The sequence below is a fragment of the Sulfurimonas sp. genome (genome assembly GCF_050296975.1).
Classification (GTDB): Bacteria; Campylobacterota; Campylobacteria; order Campylobacterales; family Sulfurimonadaceae; genus Sulfurimonas.
Window position 1 is genome coordinate 12270 of the sequence record NZ_JBNKRX010000023.1, and the last position, 20815, is coordinate 33084.

Sequence of the window (20815 nt, forward strand, 5' to 3'; positions counted from 1 at the left end):
AAATGGCAGAAAATATTGAAGCCCTACGTGGGTATAGAGAAGTTTTTTCAGCATCAAAAAGTCAAATTCTTTGGCAATGGGTAAATTATGAAACCTCTTCTAACATACTAGAACTGCACAATATCGATAAAGACTATTTTATTCAAATGTATGCAAGTGGTGTATTTGACTACTTTATGGGGGTTATCTCAGGGGATACAGAGATAGGGAATTGTCCTGTAATGCAAGATTTTTTAGCGTATCTAAAAAATAGAGAGATTAGTGCTGATGAACTTTTTGAGCTTTGTAGCCATTTTCGTCGTTCAATGGTGGACTTTTCTTATGATGCAAAAATCAACTCAAAAAATGTTTTTGATGCTATCTCCTATGTCTTTGATAAAAACTTTCGTGGAATCTTAAAATACTATACAGACGTTATCTTTCAAAAACTTGTTGATGCGAGGCAAGAAGCGCTTCTTGCTTCTCAAGCAAAAGAGTACTTTTTATCAAATATGTCACATGAGATACGAACTCCACTCAATGCCATTTTAGGATTTGTAAATCTACTTTTAGATGATGAACTTACAAAAAAACATAGAAACTATCTCGATATTATTTTAAATAGTGGAGAGAATCTTTTAAGTATTATCAATGACATCTTAGACTTTTCAAAACTTAGAAGCGGTGAGTTTCATATAGACCCAAAAATATTTTCACTCCATGATGAACTCTCTCATACAATGGAGCTTTTTGTTGCAAGTGCAAAGATGAAAAATATCACGATTACCTCGTTCATTGATCCTAAGATTCCACTAGAACTCAGTGCAGATATATTAAGAATTAAGCAGATACTCTCTAACTTTTTAAGTAATGCAATTAAGTTTACACCTGCGAATGGGCATATACATATAGAAGCAAGTTGCCATGATAAAGTTCTTAGAATTAGTGTAAAAGATAATGGTATAGGTATCTCAAAAGAGGATCAAGAAAATGTATTTTTAGCTTTTGCACAAGCACAATATGCAAAAGATTCTCGGATTGAGGGGACTGGATTAGGACTTTCTATTTCGTATCAACTTGCAGAGCTTATGGGTGGAAAAGTTGGTGTAAATTCGGAACTAGAAAGAGGAAGTGAATTTTGGATGCAGATACCTGTATCTATCTACAAAAATACGCATCTTTATTTTGATGAGGTTGAGAAACTGAAAAAATATACGATAGCTATATACGCACCACATTATTCACTTAATTATAAACATAAATCATTTTTAAAATATGCGCAAGTATTTAACATGGATATCTCAATTATCAACTCATTTGATTTAGAGTATGATATATGTGTCTTTTTACACGAAGAGTTAAATTCTCAAGATATAGCAGCAGTGATTAAATCAAATAAAAATTATATAGCTATCGTTTCTCAAGAGTGTGATATATTTGATAACTATATGCATATCAATACACTCTCATTTCCACTATACTGTGAGAAGCTCAAAGTTGCTTTTGAAGAGCTTTTATACCCTCAAGAGTACTTAGAACACAGAAAGAAAATAACAAAGCTTTTTAAAGGCAATATACTTGTTGCAGAGGATAATGAAGCAAATCAAGAACTTATAAAAATCATCCTTACAAAATATGGTCTTGATTTTGACATTGTAAGTAATGGAGTTGATGCGATAGAGCTTTATAAAACAAAGAGATATGATCTTGTTTTAATGGATGAGCAAATGCCTAAAATGGATGGTACACAAGCTGTCGAGAAGATCAGAAAATATGAAAAGAAATATGAACTTATCCATACCCCTATATCTGCACTTACAGCAAATGTAGTAAAAGGTGAGAAAGAAAAAGGGTTACTTAGTGGATATGATGCCTTTTTAGGAAAACCTATAATCTTAAAAGATTTAGAACATATTTTTGATACTTACTTAGAACCAGACTTTAGTAATGAAGTTGAAAATATTCCATTGGAAGATAGTGTAAATATTATAGGCTTAAATGCAAAAGCACTTACAAAAGAATTAATGTTAAGTATGGATGAACTTACAATGCTTTTAGAGCTTTTTGTCAATAAAATGCAAGAAGTTCTCCCAATGTTACAAGAGGCGATAGCACAAAGAGATTTTGTGCAAATAGCCAAAAAAGCACATAATATAAAAGGTTCTAGCGGAAACTTTAGAATAGAGTTCTTACAAAAAACAGCCAATGAAATGGAAAAGATGGCGAACAAAGAAGATGCAAAATATAACTATGAAGAGAGTTTTCAAAAGATGAAAGAGGCGATAGAGTCTATAAGAATATTATAGATTAATCTTCCTCTATGTAGTAGCCGATTCCAGAAGCATTTTTGATGATATCGGTTGCAAGTTTATTTCTAAGTCTCCATACAAGCGTACGAACACTATTTTCTGTTGCACCTTTTTCTTCCCAAACATAATTTACCGCTTGATCAAATGTTACAACTGAGCCAAGTTGAGCAACGAGAAGTCTTAAAAAAGCGTTCTCTTTTTTTGTAAGTTTGAGTTTTTTCCCTTTGTAAAATGTTTCGCAAATACTTATATCTAAATGGTAGTCATATCCAAAAGGAACGATTGGCTCATCAGATGATCGTTTTGCATAAAGCATTTTTTCTAGGTTTAATTTATCCACTTTAAGTGTATCAATATCATTTTTTCTCTCACTTTCTACTTGAAACTTAAACAAAGCCATTTGAATAGTCGCATGGAGTGAATTTGGATCAAAAGGTTTTACTATATAACCATATGGTTCAGTCACTTTTGCACGAGTTATCATCTCATCATCTGTATATGATGTGAGGTAAATAAATGGAATAGTAAAGTGTTCTTTGATAAATTTTGCTAGTTCAATGCCATCATCACTCTCTTGTAAAGAGATATCAATGATAACAACACTTGGATGGTGAGTTGAGATTTTACTTTTAGCTTGTTCGATGTTGTCACATACGCCAACAACGCTATAACCATGTTTTTGTAAAGATATATTGAGATTGAGTGAAGTTATTTCATCGTCTTCTACGACTAGTATTTTGTCTTTTGTATTCATCTTTGCACTTCCTATATCAAAAAAAAATGATGATTATGTGATAACATTACCTCTAAAATTATAATATAACTTTTTTTTATTTACAATACTTAATCTAAATAAGTGTAAAATTTGTTACAAAATGATACTAACAATTTATCATAATAATCATAAAGGATTGCTAATGCGCGTGTTTTACATACTTTTTTATTTATTTATAGCAACAGTTTTAGGAGCTGAAAATTCAGAAAATTTACCCAAATTGGAACTAAATCCATTAACTGAAAAAGAAAAATATGTCATCATTTATAAAGGAACTGAAAGACCTTTTAGTGGAAAATATTATGATTTTGATGAAAAAGGTGAGTACCTTTGTAAACATTGTGGAGCAGTTTTGTTTCAATCAAATGATAAGTTTCATAGCGAATGTGGTTGGCCAAGTTTTGATGATGCAGTACCGGGAGCTGTTAAAAGAGTACAAGATGCTGATGGAATTAGAACAGAGATTCAGTGTGCTCATTGTGGTGCACATTTAGGGCATGTTTTTAAAGGTGAGGGTTTTACCGATAAGAACACTCGTTATTGTGTAAACTCAATCTCACTGAATTTTCAAAAAGCTAACCATACAAACTTGAAAAAAGCTTACTTTGCAGGTGGGTGTTTTTGGGGAGTTGAGTACTACTTGGAGAAACAAAAAGGTGTAAAAAGTGTAGTCTCTGGTTATATGGGAGGGAAAAAACCTCACCCCTCTTACAAGGATGTTTGCACAGGTGATACAGGACATGTTGAAACTGTAGAAGTGACATACGATCCAAAAGAGGTGGATTATGAAACATTGGCAAGATTGTTTTTTGAGATTCATGACCCGACACAACAAGATGGGCAAGGACCAGATATAGGGCAACAGTACCATTCAGTTATATTTGTACAAGATAAAAATGAGCGAGAGACTATAAAAAAATTGATCAAGCTTTTAGAGTTAAAAGGGTATGATATTACAACAAAAATTCGTGAGAAACAAGAGTTTTATAAAGCCGAAGAGTATCATCAAGATTATTATGAACGTAAAGGGCATAAACCTTATTGTCACGGGTATGTAAAAAGATTTTAGGATAAAAAATTGATCGAGTATGTGTTAATGGATGAGTATATAGAACTCTATAAGCTCATAAAATTGTTAGACCTAGTAGATAGTGGCGGACAAGCAAAACAGATCGTAGCAGATGGACATGTGATCCGAAATGGCGAAGTAGAGCTAAGAAAAAGAGCAAAAATCATCCAAGGAGATGTTTTGGAGATAGGGGAAGAGGTTACTATCAAGGTTGTGTAAGATTTTAAAAACTATTAGCTACAATTGATTTGGAAATTTAAACATAATAATTTTAAAATAGTTATAAAGGAAAAATTGAGTATATGGAAGAGAATACATGGTTAGACTATATTTCCGCTATAGGTTCTATCACTACACCTATTCTTGTCTTATTACTCACTGCTGTGGGATGGAAATATAGACAAGCAGTAGAAAGAAAGTTAAAGTTAGAAGAAAAACTTCGAGATGATCGTATAGAAATTTATAATCAAATTTTAGAACCATTTATTATACTTCTTATGAGTGATATTGCTTGGCAATCAGATAAAAGAAATAAAGGTAAAGATAAAAGTGAAATTGCAATTGCTCAAATGCTTTCATTAGACTATAGAAAAACTTCTTTTAAGTTATCCCTTATAGGCTCAGATTCTGTAGTAAGTTCATTTAATAATTTAATGCAATATTTTTATAATAATACAGATAATGAGCAAAATCCATCAAAAGATCAAATTAAAAATATGATGTCACTACTTGGCTCATTTTTATTAGAAATTAGAAAAAGTATGGGAAATGAAACAACTAAAATTGATAATTGGGGGATGTTAGAATGGTTTATTACAGATGCTCGAGAAATGAGGAGTGGCACATATTTATAGCAAGTTGAAAATATTTACGAAAGCCAAAAAGAACTAATAAGCCCAATCAACCCTCCAAAAACTCCACCCCATACAACAAGCCATTGTAAATGTTCATGTATAAGTTTTTGTACCATCTCTTTTACCATTTGAGGGGTAAGCTCATCAAGTCTGGTATCTATTACACCCTCTATAGAGTTTAGAATGTCATCATTGAGTGATGAGTTTTGTAGGTGTTTATCTAATGTCGCAGCAAAACTTTCAGAGTTTACGATGGTGATGATAGATGATTTTAGTTTGTTTGTAAAAGGTTCACGTAGACCCTCTAATGCTTTTTCTCCTCCAAACATCCCAAGCATTCCACCAAAAGGGGAATCCATTACACTTTTTGTAAGTGCATCAAATGCAGGAGAGAAGTCACTCTCTTCTATAATGGGTGTGAGGTCTATTTTTTTCTCCTCTTTTGCAAAGAAGTTGTTTAATTGCTCTTGTGTAAAAAACTGTTCCATCAAAAGGTTTTTAATCGCCAATTTGAAAGCTTCAAATCTATCTAAAATAACTCCAGAACCATAAAGAAATGGAACTTTTTCAAAAAGCATGTGGATTGCCAATTGGTTTGTCACCGCTCCAGAGAGAGCGAACAGTCCTGTATAAAGCAGAGGTTTTGTAATGTCTGGTTCAAATGGGATAAAAAGTGCTGCTATTACTAAGATAAGTGCTAAAAGATTGGTTATAAAACTTTTATTTAGATTCAATATAAACTCCAAATTTTTTGGGTAATTATATATAAAAATTGGCATAATTTCCCAATGAAAACTTATTTATATCTAATTATTTTAGTAACAGCTTTGTTTAGTGAAACACGTACCCAAGTGCATATGGGTACAATGGTAAGTATTTCATTGGATGAAAATCAAGAACTTTTTGGAAATGGATTTAAAATTATTCACGAGGTGGATAATGCTTTGACATCTTACAAATCTTGTGGTGATATATATAAACTAAATAAAAATCATGTTGTTCAATTAGATCCTTTAACTTATGAAGCATTAAAACTTTCAAAAAAATATTATCAACAAACGTATGGCTATTTTGATATTACGATTGGTTCGATTACAAAAGGGCTGTATCATTTTGGAGAAGATGAAGAGTTTATACCCCATCCAAAACTTTTAAAAATTGCTCATACAGGTTTTTATAATCTTCATTTTTCTACTAGTACAGCATCTACAAAAGAGGGTATTAAAGTTGATCTTGGAGGGATGGGTAAAGGCTTTGCAGTACAAAAAGCAAGTGAGTATTTTCTTGATCAAGGAGTAAAAAGCGCAGTTATTGCTGCAAGTGGAGATATTCGTTGTATTGGTAAGTGTGAAGTGGCTTTACAAGATCCTTTTAGTGAGAATACACTTTTTATTATGAAAACGAAAAAAGATGAAACAGGGATAACAACAAGTGGCAATTATCGTAGATACGTAGCTTCCAAAAAGTATAATCATCTGATCAACCCTTATTTTAAAACAAGCAATGAAAAATTTGCATCGGTAACATTGATCTCAGATCGAAGTAGTGCTGATCTTGATGCATATGCAACAGCTATATCTGTAATGCCTTCCCCTTTGGCAAAGAAGTTTTTACAGAGTTTTAAAATCGCATATATTATTATTACAGTAGAGAGAAAAATGATAATTAGTAAAAATATAAATGAGTATATTGAGATTATTCAAAAATAATCGAATAAAGCAACACTAAAGAGATATAAAACAATAAAATGATAAAAATGAAAAAACTAAAAAGTTTTATCGTACTAAAAAATTCAAATCCCATGAAAATTGCTAAAGGGGAAAAAAGTTCTAAAAAAGCAAAGATATATAATGTAGGAGTGAGAATTTTTAGTTGAGAGTTTGATTTGCTAAATACCAAAAAATGTAGCATTATCATCGCTAAAACTCCAAATACAAAAATATGGGGAAGGTTGATTTTTAATATCCCCTCCAATGATTTTTCAGAATAATACTTCAAAATACTCGCAGCTTCAAAGCCAATCTTTTGGACAAAGATTATGATAGCACTTGATAAAAGAAGCCACATGAAAAGGATGAAATAAACTATAAGTTTTTTGTAATGTTTAGTTAACATAGAGTCTCTTTAGTGAGGTTACAACCATGTATAAAGCACCTATATGCCAAAGATAAAAAGTTCCCAAATATATAAAACTTAGTTTAGGATAGAGAAAAAAACATCCTGCTAAACTAAGGAGTGAGGAAAATGCACAAATCATTGTCAAATGGGTAATGTAACTATCAAATTTAATATGGTTGGATAAACGGATAAATACTGCACTTAAAGTAAGAAGAATCATCATCATAAAAAATATCTCTACATGCCAGTTTTCTAAAAACACACTCGTTTGCATAGGGTCAAGATACTCTTCATCATTTCCAAAAAGGGTACTTTGAAGTGTATTTTGTGTAACTCCTAGAGAATGTGCTTTGACATAAAAATCACTTGGGATATAAAATAATATAAAGAGTAACAGACCTGTCAATATTGGTTTAAAATGTTGATCATGTTTGAGATTTTTTACAACTAAAAACTTCATTATTGCTCTTTTAGTTTAATTGTATACAATGCTTGGGCTATACGTGCACCCTCGATAATACTTTTAGCACTAAGAGTAGCTCCAGTAATTGGAGTGACATTGCGTCCAAGCTCAGGGTGTTGATCAAGAGGTAAGTTGTCAAACTGTTTTTCCCATGAGCCTTTGGGGAGGTATTCAAGTGGCTCATTAAATGCAATAACTTCTATGTTCAGTATTTTTCCTTGATGATCTAAAAGATAGAGCACAACACCATTTTTAGAACGAATTTTTCTACTGATTAAAATACCGTAAGCTTTTGTAGAAGTGTCACTTTTTACTATATATATTTTTACTATATGTGAATGTAGTTTTAGTTTTGCAAGTTTTTCAACTTCGTTACTCTCTTTTTTTGTTAGTAAGATATTTTGTTTTATTATTTGTAAGTTGTGTGTATTTAAAGAACTCTCTATGGCCTTTTCTACGGTTGTTAAAACCTTTGCATTTAAAGGGATAATGCTTAAAAATATAACTGTTAATATAAAAAGAGATAGTTTCATATTTCTTCCTTTTTTTAATGGAATCATATACAAAAATGTTCCACTTTGTCAATAATGTTGAAAATCATTATCAAAACTTAATATAAAATTAATAACGATTATCAATATAATTTTTCTTAAAGGTTCTTCTTGGTAGTATTTCGATAATCAATATCAATATCAAGGAAAAAAAGATGAAATTGGACAAAAAGTTTATAGGAGCAACAACCTTAGTAGTTGCACTCGTGTTTAGTGGATGTGGTGGAGGAAGTGATTCTTCTAGTGAGGATGCAGGTATAACAGCTGCTCAGAAAAAAGCAGTTTTAACTACGTATGCAGATATAGCTCTTGCAAATTATACGGATGCATTGAGTGATGCAGAAGCTTTACAAACGGCAATTAATACTTTTGTAACAACTCCAACACAAACAAATTTTGATGCTGCAAAAGCAGCGTGGCTTACTGCACGTGAGTCTTATGGAACGACAGAAGCATTTCGCCTTTCAGAGGGTCCAATTGATGCAGAAGAAGGTTTTGGGGCAACATTTGGTGCACCAGAAGGTCAGTTAAATGCTTGGCCGTTAGATGAAAATATGATCGACTATACAACAGCAGCTGATGGTAGCACGACAAGTGGCAATATTATAGATACTACTGGTGTATTTACTCCAAGTGGTGATGAAGCAACTGAGGTAAATGTTACTACTATCACAAAAGAGGCTTTAGCATCTTTAAATGAAAATGGTGGTGATGCAAATGTTGCAACTGGTTATCACTCAATCGAGTTTTTACTTTGGGGGCAAGATCAAGATTATAACTCTTTTGTTGCAGATACTGTAACAAATGGTGCTTTAGTAGCTGGACAACGTCCACTTACAGACTTTACCTCGGCTGCAAATGCTGATCGTCGTTTAGCATATCTACAAGCTGCTGCTGATCTTATGGTTGATGATCTTCAAAGTATGGTAGATGCTTGGACTTCAGGTACTGGAAGTTACCGTGAAGCACTTTTGGGTGGAGGTACAAATGCTATAGATGCTGATGAAGCATTAACACAAATATTTGCAGGTTTAGGAGTGTTTATAAAATCTGAATTAGCAAATGAGCGTATGGCAGTTGCAGTTCTTACTCCAAGTGAAGAGGATGAACACTCATGTTTTTCAGACAATACACATAGGGATATTACTCTAAACTATGAAGGTTTTAGAAATATCATAAAAGGTGAGTACCCAAAAGGGACATCAAAAGGGACAAGTTTCTATTCGCTTTTAAGTAGCTCAACAAAAGCTGAGGTAGATACTTTAATTGAAACGATAGATACTGGTGTAGATGCTATAGATACAGCAGCAGCAACTGAGCATTTTGATTATCAGATTCAATCTGGTAGCTCTTATCGTCAAAATATAGTAGATACAAAAAATTCTATGCGCGACTTAGGCGATGAGATGGTAGATGTAGCAGCTGATTTTGGTATTAGTCTTACGGAAGATGATGTCACTGATCCTGATGAAACAGTGATAGAGTAAGGTAATATTATGTTAAAAAAATCTTTGCATATAGCACTACTTGCTTTGGTAGTAAGTGGGTGTAGTTCACAAACTTCATCACAAGAACAAAGTGTTGCTGTATATACCAAAGATCAGAGTAAACATGCTTTTGCTCAAGCAGTAAAACTCTCCCATGAAGATGAAGATTATCGCATCCTTGGGAGGAGTTTTTTTTCTATCCCTTGGGTAGAAGCTCCCTCTGCAACTACTGCTAGAGATGGTTTAGGACCTTTGTTTTCTGCAAACACTTGTAAACATTGTCATACAAATAATGGTGCAGGAGTAGCACAAAAAGAAAATGGGGAGATAGATCGCTCTTTGGTAATGCGTTTGTCAATTCCTTTTACAAAAAACCTTAATAATAGCTTGATAATGAGAAATGGATTTGTTCCAGAACCTACATATGGTGGACAGCTTAGTTTCAATGGAACAAGTGATGTGAAGTATGAAGGAAGTGTTTCAATCTCCTATACACAGATAGAGGGTAAATACGCTGATAATGAGCTCTTTACTTTGCATCAGCCACATTATAAGCTTACAAGTTTGCAATATGGAGATATGCAAAAAGATGTCAATGTCGCACCCCATATCGCTTTGGCTTTGATCGGACTAAATGCTATAGAAGCGATTGATACACAAGAGATTCTAAAAAATGAAGATATTACTGATACAAACAAAGATGGGATTTCAGGCAAGGCAAATTGGGTATTTAACCCTGAAACAAATACTACTCAGCTTGGGCGTTACACTTGGAAAGCAGCAGCCGCAAGTGTAAAACAGCAAGTAGCAAATGCGGCACATAATGATATGGGGCTTTCAAACCCTTTGTATCCAGGTGATAACTGTACGGATAAACAAGAGGAGTGTTTAAAAGCTCCAAAAGGGCGTGGAGAGTTTGATCTTCCAATGGATCGAATTGATGCAATCACATACTATCTCGAAACTTTAAAAATACCTGCACAAAGAAAAGGGAGTAATTTTGAAAAAGGTCAGGAGATATTTAACGCGTTGGGGTGTGTAAAGTGTCATATTTCGAGTTTTATAACAAAAACAGGTGAAACAATCCATCCATATAGTGACTTTTTACTTCACGATATGGGGACACAATTAAGTGATGGACACACAATATTTTTAGCTGAAGCAAATGAGTTTCGCACCCCTCCACTTTGGGGAATCGGGCTTTATGAAAAGGTTTCAGGGAAGTTAAATCTTTTACATGATGGACGTGCAAAAACTGTTGCAGAAGCTATCCTTTGGCATGGCGGTGAAGCAAAAACTCAAAACGAGGCATTTAAACAACTCACTAAACAAGACAGAGACGCTCTTATAGAGTTTTTAAAAGGGATATAGATGAGAGATGTGGTTTTAAGACTGTTGCTATTTTTGGGGTTGATGCTCCAAGGGTGTGGCGGTGAAAATAGTTATGATGGAATACATGGGCTTAAAAGTAGTGAAAATGTGGATGTGAGTGCAGCAGTTGAATCGATATATACGATCGTGCAAAATGATGCAAATACAACGTACAATCTCGCTTTGGAAGTATCTGCATTAACAGATGATGCAAATAGTTCTTTGGATAATTTTGAAGCATTACAGACAAAAACACAAGAACTTATACTTGCATATAAAAGAGTTGAAGCACTTTATGTTGCTGAAAAACTACAAAGTTCTATGACGGATATTCCTGCATACGTAGAAACATTTAGCGCAGGAGATATAGATAGAAAAGAGCCTATTTTAAATGAACTTGCAAACATTTTAGACTCAAACAATACAACAGCGATTGAAGATGCACTTTATAAAAATGCGTATAAAAGTCTTACAGGTTTAATATACACGCTTTATGGAGATCAAGAAAGCTCCACAGAAATATTTGCAAAGATGGATACAAGACGTATGGAAGCCATGAAAATTATGATTGAAAATATTGCTACACAGCTTTTGATTATTCAAGATTTTTATGAAAATAATACAACGTTTTTAGAAGATGATGACAACGCTATTACTATTTTATTAAATCGGCTTGCTATATCAAGTAACCGCTTAAAAGAGTGGCGTTTAGGTGATCCAGGAGGACTTACACAAAAGTATAAAAATGATCCTGATTCTACACGCTTTGAGTATTACGCTTCTTTAAGTTCACTTGAAGCGATCAAAGCGATTATACAAACACATCAAGATGTATTGAACAATGGGCTTTATGAGATCGCTACATTAGGGAGTGCAACTTCCGAAGCAGATGCAATTCAAGAGCAAATAGAGTATCTTTTAACACTTTGTGAGAGTTTTTCTCAGCCTATAGAGAGTGATCTTGATGATGAAAAAATAGCACAACTTTATAATGGAGCTTATGTGTTGCAAAATGATTATACAGCACTTATTAATGCTCTTAATTTCAAGCAAGATATCATTGAGGCGGATGGAGACTAGCAATGCAGTACTTGGGATTTGAGTATTTTTTAAATGCAACACAGCGGGTTTATTGGATATATATATTAAGTGCTCTTTTGATTGCACTTATATATACACGAGTATATCCAGAGACAAAAACTTACTTTTCAAAAAGTGTGCTTTGGCATACTTCAGCTCAAATGGATTACCTCTATTTTATAGTGATTAGTGCAATCAAAATAGGAGTTATCTTTCCTTTAATACTCAGTTCTAAAGATGTAGCTTTGCAAACTACATTTTTTATGCAGAAGCAATTTGGTTTTTTACATTTGGATACAGCACAGATAGGGGTGATTGCAACATATACTATAAGTATTTTTTTGATTAATGATTTTACACGCTATTGGCTGCATAGATGGATGCATGAGAGCACATTACTTTGGAAATTTCATAGAGTGCATCACTCAGCAGAGGTATTAAACCCTTTGACATTTTACAGAGTGCATCCTATCGAAAATATTTTGTTTGGGTTGCGATATGCACTTAGTGTTGGTTTTGTTACAGGGGTATTTATATATCTTTTTGGAGCAAGTATAGGTGTAGTAGAGATACTGGGTGTTAATGTAATTACCTTTTTGTTTGGTTTAGCAGGGAGTAATCTACGTCATAGTCATATTCCTTTACGTTATGGGGTTTTTGAAAAGCTGATTATATCCCCTTTTCTTCATCAACTACACCATGCAAAAAAGAGTATAAATACAAATTATGGGTCTGTTTTAAGTGTCTGGGATCAGATATTTAAAACATACTATGTAACGCAATCAAATTCAAAACTTGATTTTGGTGCAGATATAAAACATACAACGGTTTTAGAGATGTTACTTGAGCCGTTAAAGACAATTATGAAAGAGATAAATTTAAAAAAAGGAACTTATAATGAAAAAAATATTGCTTAGTTTAGTGGCAGCAAATGCCCTTGTATTTGGTGCTACAAACGATGAGTTAGCACAAGAGATAGAAAATCTAAAATTAGAGATTAAACAGATGAAGTCTGAACAGACATCTACAAATGAGGCTATTTTAGATGAACTTAGTCAAAAAAATTATAAAGATACAAACAAGTATGATAGTTTTAGTTCTATGGGTGGGGCAGCTTCGAAAGTTTACTATGCAGAGGATGGTTTGAGTATTGGTGGTTATGGTGAATACAAATATACAAAATATATAGATTTTAAAAATTATTCAGATGATACAGCAAACGCTACACGTAATAAAGGGGAGTTTAACATCGTACGTTTTGTTCCTTACTTTGGCTATAAGTTTAATGAGTATGTCATTATGAATACAGAGATAGAGTTTGAAGATGGTGGTGCACGAAGTGACAATACGAAAAACTATAAGTATGCAATCGTAGAGTTCTCATATTTGGATTTTTTACTTGATCAAAGTTTCAACATACGTGTAGGACATATTTTAACACCTATGGGACTTACAAATCTAAATCATGAACCAACAGCATACTTAACATCAAGTCGTCCAGCAGTTGAGACACTTATCATCCCTTCTACTTGGCATACAAACGGTATTTTAGCTCATGGAACAATGGATGATTTTGAATATTATGCAGGTGTTGTAACTTCTGTGGATGCAGGTGGATTTACTGAGGGAACATTTATACAACAAGGGCGTTTAGGTGCACGTCAGTTTAGTGATGACTTCTCTTTTGTAGCACGTCTTTCTTATGATGTAATAGAAGGATTAAATGTGGGTGGATCATTTATGTATGGAAATTCAAGCATAGCTGAGGAATCAAAACCAGGGACTTCAACAGGGCATAGCGGTGATGCAGAAGTGACAATAACGATGGCTGAGATACATGCATCATATAAAAATAATGGTTTTGATATTAAGGCTCTTGCAACATTTGGTGCACTTGGAGGAGATTATGCACAGTTATCTGGAAACACGACTGCAGATACAAATGGAGATTATGATCGTATAAGTAATAGGGTGAACGGACAATACCTTACAGTGGGTTATGATATTTTTACACTGATGCAAGGGTATGGACGACTTTACGTTGTTGGTGAAGTGGAGCGTTTAGATATGGATGCTTCTGGAAAAACACAGTATGTAGATAATAACCGTTTTTTTGAGTATACAGGAGGTGTAACTTATTATCCTGACCCACGTGTTGCGTTAAAAGCAGATTATAAAACAAGAAATTATGCCACACATGCAAAACTTGCTGATGAAAACTCATTTGCTCTTTCTTTGGGATTTATTTTTTAAAAAGGGACGAGGATGAAATTTTTAACAATATCAATAGTAGTTGTAGCTATATTATTTAATGGTTGTGGTAGTGGAGAAAGTTCAGATATACAAACAACAAGTATTACTAAAGAGGAGCTTGGAGAGAAACTTTTTTTTGATACAAATCTTTCACTTAATCGTGGAACTTCATGTGCAACTTGTCACGATCCAGAACATGGTTTTGTAGATGCTCGATTTGCAAACGAAGGTGTAGATCAAGATATTTTTGTTGATGGAGCATTTTCAGTTGGTGATGATGGTGTAAGTCTTGGTGGGCGAAATGCTCCAACTGCTGCGTATGCACAACTTTCTCCAGAATTTGGGCTTTATGATGGCGAGTATAAAGGTGGGCAATTTCATGATGGACGAGCAAGTAATTTAGCAGATCAAGCAGGTCGTCCGCCACTTGATAGTGCTGAAATGATGATGAGTGACAAAGCTTCTATTATAAATCGTATCAAAGAAAATACAGAGTATATAGAGGATTTTGAAAAGCTTTATGGCACAGATATATTTGATGATGTGAATGAATCTTATGAAGCGATGCGTGAAGCTATAGCAAAGTATGAAAAAACAGAAGAATTTGCACCATTTGATTCTAAATACGATAGATATCGAGCGTGTAAAGATAACGGTGGTTTTACAAGTACATGTTTGAGTGAAGGAAACTGGAGTATTGAAGAGCAGCTAGGGTTTGATCTGTTTTTTTCAGAGGGAAATACAAACTGTTCACAGTGTCATACACTTAATGAAACGCCAACTGATCGTACAGAGGAATCCTTTACAAACTTTAAATTTGAAAATATTGGTGTCCCTAGAAATATTACAGCAATGGATAGACGTGCTTACCTTGGGCTTCAAGATGAAAATGCAACATTTTTAGGACTTGGTAAAACTGTAAATGATTCTACACATTATGGAAAAACAAAAGTTCCTACTTTACGAAATGTTGCAATAACAGCTCCATATATGAATAATGGACAGTTTAAAAAATTGCGTACAGTGTTAGAGTTTTATGATCATATGGCTGGTCAAGGTAATCATCCAATTAATCCAGAAACACAAGAGATTTGGGGAGCAAATGATCATAATACAACGATCAATACAACAATACTTCATGACACTGCAGCATTAAGTGATGCAAAGATACGAGCCCTTGAAGCATTTTTACGAACACTTACAGATCAGCGATATGAAAATCTTTTACCAGAACTCGCTCCAGAGGGTGAATTAGGAAACTAAAATGTTGTATATAAATGCTAAAAAGCGAGTGAGCTTAAATAAATTTCGTTTAGTTATTTATAATTATATAAAAAAAAATAGGCTCCATTATTCGGATCAACGTGAACGGATACTTAAAATTTTGCATACACAGAACTATCCTGTAAGTGCAGAGTTTATCTCTAAAGAGTTAAAAAAGGAGAAAATTGGTGCGGGATGTGCTACTGTATTTCGTCACCTAAAATTTTTTGAAGAGTTAGAACTTGTAATAGTTGTCAATAAAATCCCTAAAGGGTATCTTTTAAAAATAGATATTGACTGTGATGAGGTAGAAGTTTTGCAAAGTGAGATAGAATAGTAAAATTCAGATTATAATTGTATCATTACAAAAAAGAAGGTGCTATGAAAGAATCAACTTATACTCTATTTGCTAATGCGTCGCTTGAAGAGATTGTTCAAGAGATAGAAGAAGAACTAAAAACGCGAAATGAATCTCCATTTTGGAGTGAAAAAGTTGGTCCATTTAGTAGTGCAATATTGTCTGTTTTGATTCCACTTAGAGATAGGAATATTTTATTTGATCCACAAGGTAAAAAGATAGATATTTTAACACCTGAGTTGTTTTTAGAGTGGAGTGATTTTGTATCGCTAAAGATGTTGGTTTTTATTTTGGCAAAGTCAAATGAGGCAGGGCAACTTCTCAGAACAAAACTAAATGTTGAAGAGTGTAAAAGATATGAGTCAATTGACCTTGAAAAGTTAGGAAGTTATCTCAGTAACTATAGTGTCAACTTAGAAAATGAAGCACTTGATTTTCCAATAGCAAACTACAACCTACATCAAGGTGTAAGTAACGTTATAAAGTCGCTTCTTTAATAGAAGATAAGGTACAACAAGCCCCAAAGTAAAAAAACTAAAAGGGCGATTACTCCAAAAACAATCGTTACCCGGAGTGTAAAAGCGACTAAAAACTTTAGAAAGTTTTTCATGGTTTATATGGATATGTAGGGAGTTTTAAACCTTTTGTAGCGTAATCCATTCCCCCTTGAAGGTTAATGACATTATAGCCTAATTTTTGTGCCATCCAAGGTCCAACTAAAGATGTGCGGTTACCTGTATGGCAGATGATGGCAAAAGGTTTTTTCGTATCAACTTTTGCATTTAACTCTTTTAAAAACTGATCTATATTGTAACCACCACGTTGATCGAAGAACATAATGGGAATAGCACCTTTTAAAAGACCAGTTTCCTTCCATTCTGGTGGTGTTCTTATATCTACTATAGGTGTTTTTGAATCCACAAGTTCTTTTGTAATATATTGACTTTTATACTCTGCAAAAAGTGAAAGTGTAAAAAAAGTAAGTAGTAAAAAAATCTTTTTCAATTTTTATCTCCAAATTAAAATTGTATAATTATAACCATAAATAGAAACAGGATAATACTAGTGGCTTCTCAAAAAGCAATAGATAATGCAAATAGATTACGATATATAAGAGCATTAGAGCGATTTCATAAAAGTATAAACTCGTATCTTGCAAACAGTGAAGAACTCTCCAAAGAAACGTTTATAAAAAAAGTAGATAACGGCTTAAAACTTTTAAATAGAGTAGAAGAGGCACAGTTGTACAAAGGTGAACTTCAAGATTTAGAAACTTTGGTAAAAAAAATTATCGCCTATAAAGAGAGTGATGAAGATATAGAAAAAATAAAAGAAGAGGTTACCTACGCTTCAAATCAACTCGATAAGAGTAAAAATGCGCGCCGTTATAAAAAAGATAAACATACCCAGTCCAAGTATAAAGACTGGGATGTATAAAGATTATTGAACCCCATTTTCCCCATGTGATTCAACAAGCATACTGTCAAGTAGATTAAATAGAACATGTGATGCTTCTTCCATTTTCTCAAAACTCTCTATAAGTACTTTTTCATCTTCAAGTACTTTTTGTTCTGCATTTGGAAGATCAATATATGCAAGGTTTGCATTTGCTTTTTCATGAACTTGTGCATGTACATTTTCAGTTTTTGCATATGCTGTAGTAGTCCCAAATCTGCGTTTACCTTCACCATCGTACCATTTACCAAGATTACATTCATGGTGAGAAGATGGCTCAAGCACTTTTTTGAGTGTAATAAGTGAGTTGTATGCACGCGCTTTGTAAAGGATATGATCGATTTTTGCAAGGACGATAAAGAAACTGTTTTCCATATAGTATGATTGGTCAACAATTTTAGATGAATTAGAGCTGAGTTCGATCAAGGTATCTTCAAATGCCCCAATTTTTTCTGTTGATTCATCAACAGTTATTTTCATAGCTTCTGAACTCTCTTGAATCTCATTCATACCTTGCTGTAATGATTTGATTGATACAGAGATTTCACTTGTAGCTTTGTGTGTACGCTCAGCTAGTTTTCTAACTTCATCAGCAACAACAGCAAATCCACGCCCATGTTCACCTGCACGAGCAGCTTCGATAGCAGCATTGAGTGCAAGTAAGTTTGTTTGATCGGCAATATCAGTGATAAGATCAATAACAGTAGTGATGCTACTCGTTTGTGATGCTAACTCTTCGATACTTCCATTGTTCATCGTTACTTGTTCGTGAAGAGTATGGAGCTCACTTACAACTGATGCGATATTTTCACGTGAATCGTTTGCAAGACTAGATGCTTCTTTTGTAGATGAAGTTACAGCTTTAAGATTCTCAATATTTGTTTTTAAATTTGTTTGGATAAGTGTTAGAGACTCAGTAACATTGGTACTTTTGACACTGAGTTTAGAGTTAAGTGCATCACGTTTTACTTTTTTGCTTTGCTCTTTCATAAACTCTATACTTTTTGCAACACTTTCAATCGCTAGGATAAATTCACCTTTAAGACCTTCAGAAGAGATAGGTTTTGAAAAATCTCCTTGAGATGCATTTGTGATAGTGATATTGATTTCACTTATGAGTGTTTGTACATGTTCTAAGAGTTCAGCTAGGTGGTTCCCCATGATGCCAAGTTCTGTTTGTGTATTTGGATCAACATTACATTTATGTGAAAAGTCACCGTTTGATGAGAATGTAATCAGTTCAGTAAATTCTTCAATACCAGAGGTGATAGATTTTCTAATGAAAATTGCTGCCATGAGTACCACTACACCAACAAATATTCCTGCGATAAATACAAAATATTTAAAGAAAGATATTTTATTTTGCATATCTTGAGAATCTTGCATAAGTTTCTCTTGTCTCATCTTTGCAAGTTCTTTAAAGTATTTTCTAGCTTCTACTGCATAAGGTGTAAGATTTTTTCTATACTTTGCATATATTTCTGCTTTTGAGTTGTCAATTTCATCAAGTGTCAGTGAGGAAATCATAGCGTATGCATTATCTAAAAAGATAAGTGTAGAGTCTTTTGCTTTGACTGAGAGTTCATACGAAGAGTCATTTTGAAGCAGTTTATCAAGTTTGTCAAAGTCAGCTTTAATTTGATCTATAGTGTCTTTAATTCTTTGAACATCAGCATCATGATCGCCACCAAGCATAACAGCTCTATCTGTTCTACTAACATAGTTCATATTTTTTTCTATCTGTAAAGTTAAAAGTCCTGCTTGAAGTGAACTTTTATGAAGTTCTTCATAATCTTTATCGATAACACTCATAGCAAAAAATACAAATGCTGTTGCAGCTAAAATTGCAATAGTCGCTATTGCAATGAGGTAGTTCATTTTTTGTTTGATACTCAAATTTTTGAACATTTCCATCCCACCTTTTTTTATTTTATATTATCATTCTAACACATACAAAGAGATTTTAAGATTAAAAAAAATTGAATTTTTTAAAAAAACTCTCTTTTGTGATACAATTGATGGTATAAAAAATATTTATTAACAATTGATAATTTCAAGGTGATTAAAATGGGATTTGTAGAAACAGAAATACAAAAATTTGAAAATCCAAACTGTGCTGAAAACAATGTTTTTTATCAAGCAATGGAGGAGGTTATATACTCTATAGCACCTCTACTTGAATCAGATAAAAAGTATGTGAAGTATTCCATTTTAGAACGTCTAGTTGTACCAGATAGAACAATAAAATTCAAAGTAACATGGTTAGATGATAATAATCAAATTCAAGTCAATACTGGATACCGTATACAATACAATAATGCACTAGGACCATATAAAGGGGGACTTCGTTTTCATCCATCTGTAAATGAGGGTGTTTTGAAGTTTTTAGGGTTTGAGCAGATTTTGAAAAATGCCCTTACAGGTTTGCCAATTGGTGGTGCAAAAGGTGGTAGTGATTTTGATCCAAAAGGTAAAAGTGATTCTGAAATTATGAAGTTTTGTAAATCATTCATTATTGAACTTCATAAATATATAGGTCCGTGTATAGATGTTCCGGCTGGAGATATAGGTGTTGGTAGTAGAGAGATAGGGTATCTTTTTGGTGAGTATAAAAAAATAACTTCACGCTATGAAGGAGTTTTTACAGGAAAACCTTTTTTCTTTGGTGGTTCACTTATGCGTCCAGAGGCGACAGGATATGGAGTAATCTATTTCACACAAAGTATGTTAGAAATGGAATCAAAAGACACACTTGAAGGGAAAATATGTACAGTGAGTGGCGCTGGAAATGTTGCTATCCATGCGATAGAAAAACTTTTACAAATTGGAGCACTGCCTGTGAGTTGTTCAGATTCTGGAGGGACTATTTATGATTCAAGAGGAGTAGATTTAGAACTATTAAAAGAGATGAAGTTCGAAAAAAGAGAATCGTTAGAAAAGTATCTACAAACACATCCAGAAGCGAAGTATATCCCTATAGAAGAGTATCCTGAGGGTGGACATGCAGTTTGGGATATACCATGTTATGCTGCTTTTCCATGTGCAACACAAAATGAACTTACAGAGATAGATGCACAAAATCTTATTCAAAATGGTTGTGTAAGTGTAACAGAGGGAGCAAATATGCCATCAACTCCAGAGGCGATTGATCTACTACAATCCCATAAAATTTGTTTTGCACCTGCTAAAGCCGCTAACGCTGGTGGAGTTGTTGTGAGTGAGTTTGAGATGAGTCAAAATGCTTCTATGAGCAGGTGGAGTTTTGAAAAAGTTGATGAAAAACTAAAATCGACTATGGAGATGATTTGTAAAAGGGTAGCTTTAACCGCAAAAGATTATGGAGTTGAAGGGAACTATGTTGATGGTGCAAATATTGCTGGATTTAAAAAAGTAGCAGATGCGATGATTGCAGAGGGGATATAGACAAAGT

22 protein-coding genes are annotated in these 20815 nt (G+C 33.6%); 15 read left to right on the forward strand and 7 right to left on the reverse strand.

The window, feature by feature from the left end; translation table 11 throughout:
• The first annotated feature begins 2 nt into the window (after window positions 1-2).
• Window positions 3-2285 carry an ATP-binding protein gene (locus tag ACQY56_RS06290; RefSeq protein WP_428737071.1) on the forward strand — a complete coding sequence of 761 codons (2283 nt, stop codon included), beginning with the start codon at window positions 3-5 and terminating at the stop codon, window positions 2283-2285.
• Between the two features lies 1 nt (window position 2286).
• Here the strand turns inward: ACQY56_RS06290 and ACQY56_RS06295 are convergent, their stop codons facing one another.
• Window positions 2287-3042 (reverse strand): response regulator transcription factor, encoded by a 756-nt coding sequence (locus tag ACQY56_RS06295; RefSeq protein ID WP_428737072.1) that lies wholly within the window; start codon window positions 3040-3042, stop codon window positions 2287-2289.
• A 163-nt stretch (window positions 3043-3205) separates the two neighbouring features.
• Here ACQY56_RS06295 and ACQY56_RS06300 point away from each other — a divergent pair, with 163 nt between their 5' ends.
• From ACQY56_RS06300 to ACQY56_RS06310, 3 genes are all read left to right on the forward strand, one after another.
• Entirely contained in the window at window positions 3206-4132 is a 927-nt protein-coding gene (locus ACQY56_RS06300; RefSeq protein WP_428737073.1) for a bifunctional methionine sulfoxide reductase B/A protein, read from the forward strand.
• Window positions 4133-4141: 9 nt separating this feature from the next.
• Window positions 4142-4351, forward strand: coding sequence for an RNA-binding S4 domain-containing protein (locus tag ACQY56_RS06305; RefSeq protein WP_428737074.1), 210 nt, complete (start codon window positions 4142-4144; stop codon window positions 4349-4351).
• 83 nt (window positions 4352-4434) lie between these two features.
• Window positions 4435-4986 carry a hypothetical protein gene (locus tag ACQY56_RS06310; RefSeq protein ID WP_428737075.1) on the forward strand — a complete coding sequence of 184 codons (552 nt, stop codon included), beginning with the start codon at window positions 4435-4437 and terminating at the stop codon, window positions 4984-4986.
• Window positions 4987-5000: 14 nt separating this feature from the next.
• Here the strand turns inward: ACQY56_RS06310 and ACQY56_RS06315 are convergent, their stop codons facing one another.
• On the reverse strand, window positions 5001-5720 hold the full coding sequence (locus ACQY56_RS06315; protein ID WP_428737076.1) for a DUF445 domain-containing protein: 720 nt from the start codon (window positions 5718-5720) through the stop codon (window positions 5001-5003).
• Between the two features lie 54 nt (window positions 5721-5774).
• Between ACQY56_RS06315 and ACQY56_RS06320 the strand changes: the two genes are divergently transcribed.
• The gene (locus ACQY56_RS06320; RefSeq protein WP_428737077.1) at window positions 5775-6695 is read left to right on the forward strand and encodes an FAD:protein FMN transferase; all 921 of its coding nucleotides are present in this window, start codon (window positions 5775-5777) and stop codon (window positions 6693-6695) included.
• Here ACQY56_RS06320 and ACQY56_RS06325 read toward each other — a convergent pair.
• The 3 genes from ACQY56_RS06325 to ACQY56_RS06335 are packed head-to-tail and all read right to left on the reverse strand — an operon-like array spanning window position 6682 to window position 8100.
• Window positions 6682-7101, reverse strand: coding sequence for a hypothetical protein (locus ACQY56_RS06325; protein ID WP_428737078.1), 420 nt, complete (start codon window positions 7099-7101; stop codon window positions 6682-6684). The two genes, ACQY56_RS06320 and ACQY56_RS06325, sit on opposite strands and share 14 nt — an antisense overlap.
• Window positions 7091-7564: a hypothetical protein gene (locus tag ACQY56_RS06330; protein WP_428737079.1), complete on the reverse strand. Its 474-nt coding sequence runs from the start codon at window positions 7562-7564 to the stop codon at window positions 7091-7093. The genes ACQY56_RS06325 and ACQY56_RS06330 overlap by 11 nt, the downstream gene beginning before the upstream one ends.
• Window positions 7564-8100, reverse strand: coding sequence for an FMN-binding protein (locus tag ACQY56_RS06335; protein ID WP_428737080.1), 537 nt, complete (start codon window positions 8098-8100; stop codon window positions 7564-7566). Before ACQY56_RS06335 ends, ACQY56_RS06330 begins: the two co-directional genes overlap by 1 nt.
• 173 nt (window positions 8101-8273) lie before the next feature.
• Here ACQY56_RS06335 and ACQY56_RS06340 point away from each other — a divergent pair, with 173 nt between their 5' ends.
• Genes ACQY56_RS06340 through ACQY56_RS06375 form a run of 8 tightly spaced genes read left to right on the forward strand, consistent with a single transcriptional unit; the run spans window position 8274 to window position 16427 of the window.
• Window positions 8274-9605 (forward strand): imelysin family protein, encoded by a 1332-nt coding sequence (locus ACQY56_RS06340; RefSeq protein WP_428737081.1) that lies wholly within the window; start codon window positions 8274-8276, stop codon window positions 9603-9605.
• A gap of 9 nt (window positions 9606-9614) precedes the next feature.
• Entirely contained in the window at window positions 9615-10976 is a 1362-nt protein-coding gene (locus ACQY56_RS06345; RefSeq protein WP_428737082.1) for a di-heme oxidoredictase family protein, read from the forward strand.
• Window positions 10977-12056, forward strand: a complete 1080-nt coding sequence (locus ACQY56_RS06350) for an imelysin family protein (protein ID WP_428737083.1) — start codon at window positions 10977-10979, stop codon at window positions 12054-12056.
• A 2-nt stretch (window positions 12057-12058) separates the two neighbouring features.
• Window positions 12059-12973 (forward strand): sterol desaturase family protein, encoded by a 915-nt coding sequence (locus ACQY56_RS06355; RefSeq protein ID WP_428737084.1) that lies wholly within the window; start codon window positions 12059-12061, stop codon window positions 12971-12973.
• Window positions 12954-14309, forward strand: a complete 1356-nt coding sequence (locus ACQY56_RS06360; protein WP_428737085.1) for a hypothetical protein — start codon at window positions 12954-12956, stop codon at window positions 14307-14309. The genes ACQY56_RS06355 and ACQY56_RS06360 overlap by 20 nt, the downstream gene beginning before the upstream one ends.
• Before the next feature lie 12 nt (window positions 14310-14321).
• A complete protein-coding gene (locus ACQY56_RS06365; RefSeq protein ID WP_428737086.1) occupies window positions 14322-15572 on the forward strand; it encodes a cytochrome-c peroxidase in 1251 nt (416 codons plus the stop codon).
• Between the two features lies 1 nt (window position 15573).
• Window positions 15574-15909 (forward strand): transcriptional repressor, encoded by a 336-nt coding sequence (locus ACQY56_RS06370; protein ID WP_428737087.1) that lies wholly within the window; start codon window positions 15574-15576, stop codon window positions 15907-15909.
• A gap of 44 nt (window positions 15910-15953) precedes the next feature.
• Window positions 15954-16427, forward strand: coding sequence for a hypothetical protein (locus tag ACQY56_RS06375; protein ID WP_428737088.1), 474 nt, complete (start codon window positions 15954-15956; stop codon window positions 16425-16427).
• A gap of 109 nt (window positions 16428-16536) precedes the next feature.
• Here ACQY56_RS06375 and ACQY56_RS06380 read toward each other — a convergent pair whose 3' ends face one another.
• Complete coding sequence (locus ACQY56_RS06380; RefSeq protein ID WP_428737089.1) at window positions 16537-16935, reverse strand: rhodanese-like domain-containing protein; 399 nt, start codon at window positions 16933-16935, stop codon at window positions 16537-16539.
• Window positions 16936-16995: 60 nt separating this feature from the next.
• Between ACQY56_RS06380 and ACQY56_RS06385 the strand changes: the two genes are divergently transcribed.
• Window positions 16996-17367 (forward strand): hypothetical protein, encoded by a 372-nt coding sequence (locus ACQY56_RS06385; protein ID WP_428737090.1) that lies wholly within the window; start codon window positions 16996-16998, stop codon window positions 17365-17367.
• A gap of 3 nt (window positions 17368-17370) precedes the next feature.
• Here ACQY56_RS06385 and ACQY56_RS06390 read toward each other — a convergent pair whose 3' ends face one another.
• Entirely contained in the window at window positions 17371-19293 is a 1923-nt protein-coding gene (locus ACQY56_RS06390) for a methyl-accepting chemotaxis protein (protein ID WP_428737091.1), read from the reverse strand.
• 159 nt (window positions 19294-19452) lie between these two features.
• Here ACQY56_RS06390 and gdhA point away from each other — a divergent pair, with 159 nt between their 5' ends.
• Complete coding sequence (gene gdhA, locus ACQY56_RS06395) at window positions 19453-20808, forward strand: NADP-specific glutamate dehydrogenase (RefSeq protein WP_428737092.1); 1356 nt, start codon at window positions 19453-19455, stop codon at window positions 20806-20808.
• The last annotated feature ends 7 nt before the right edge of the window (window positions 20809-20815 follow it).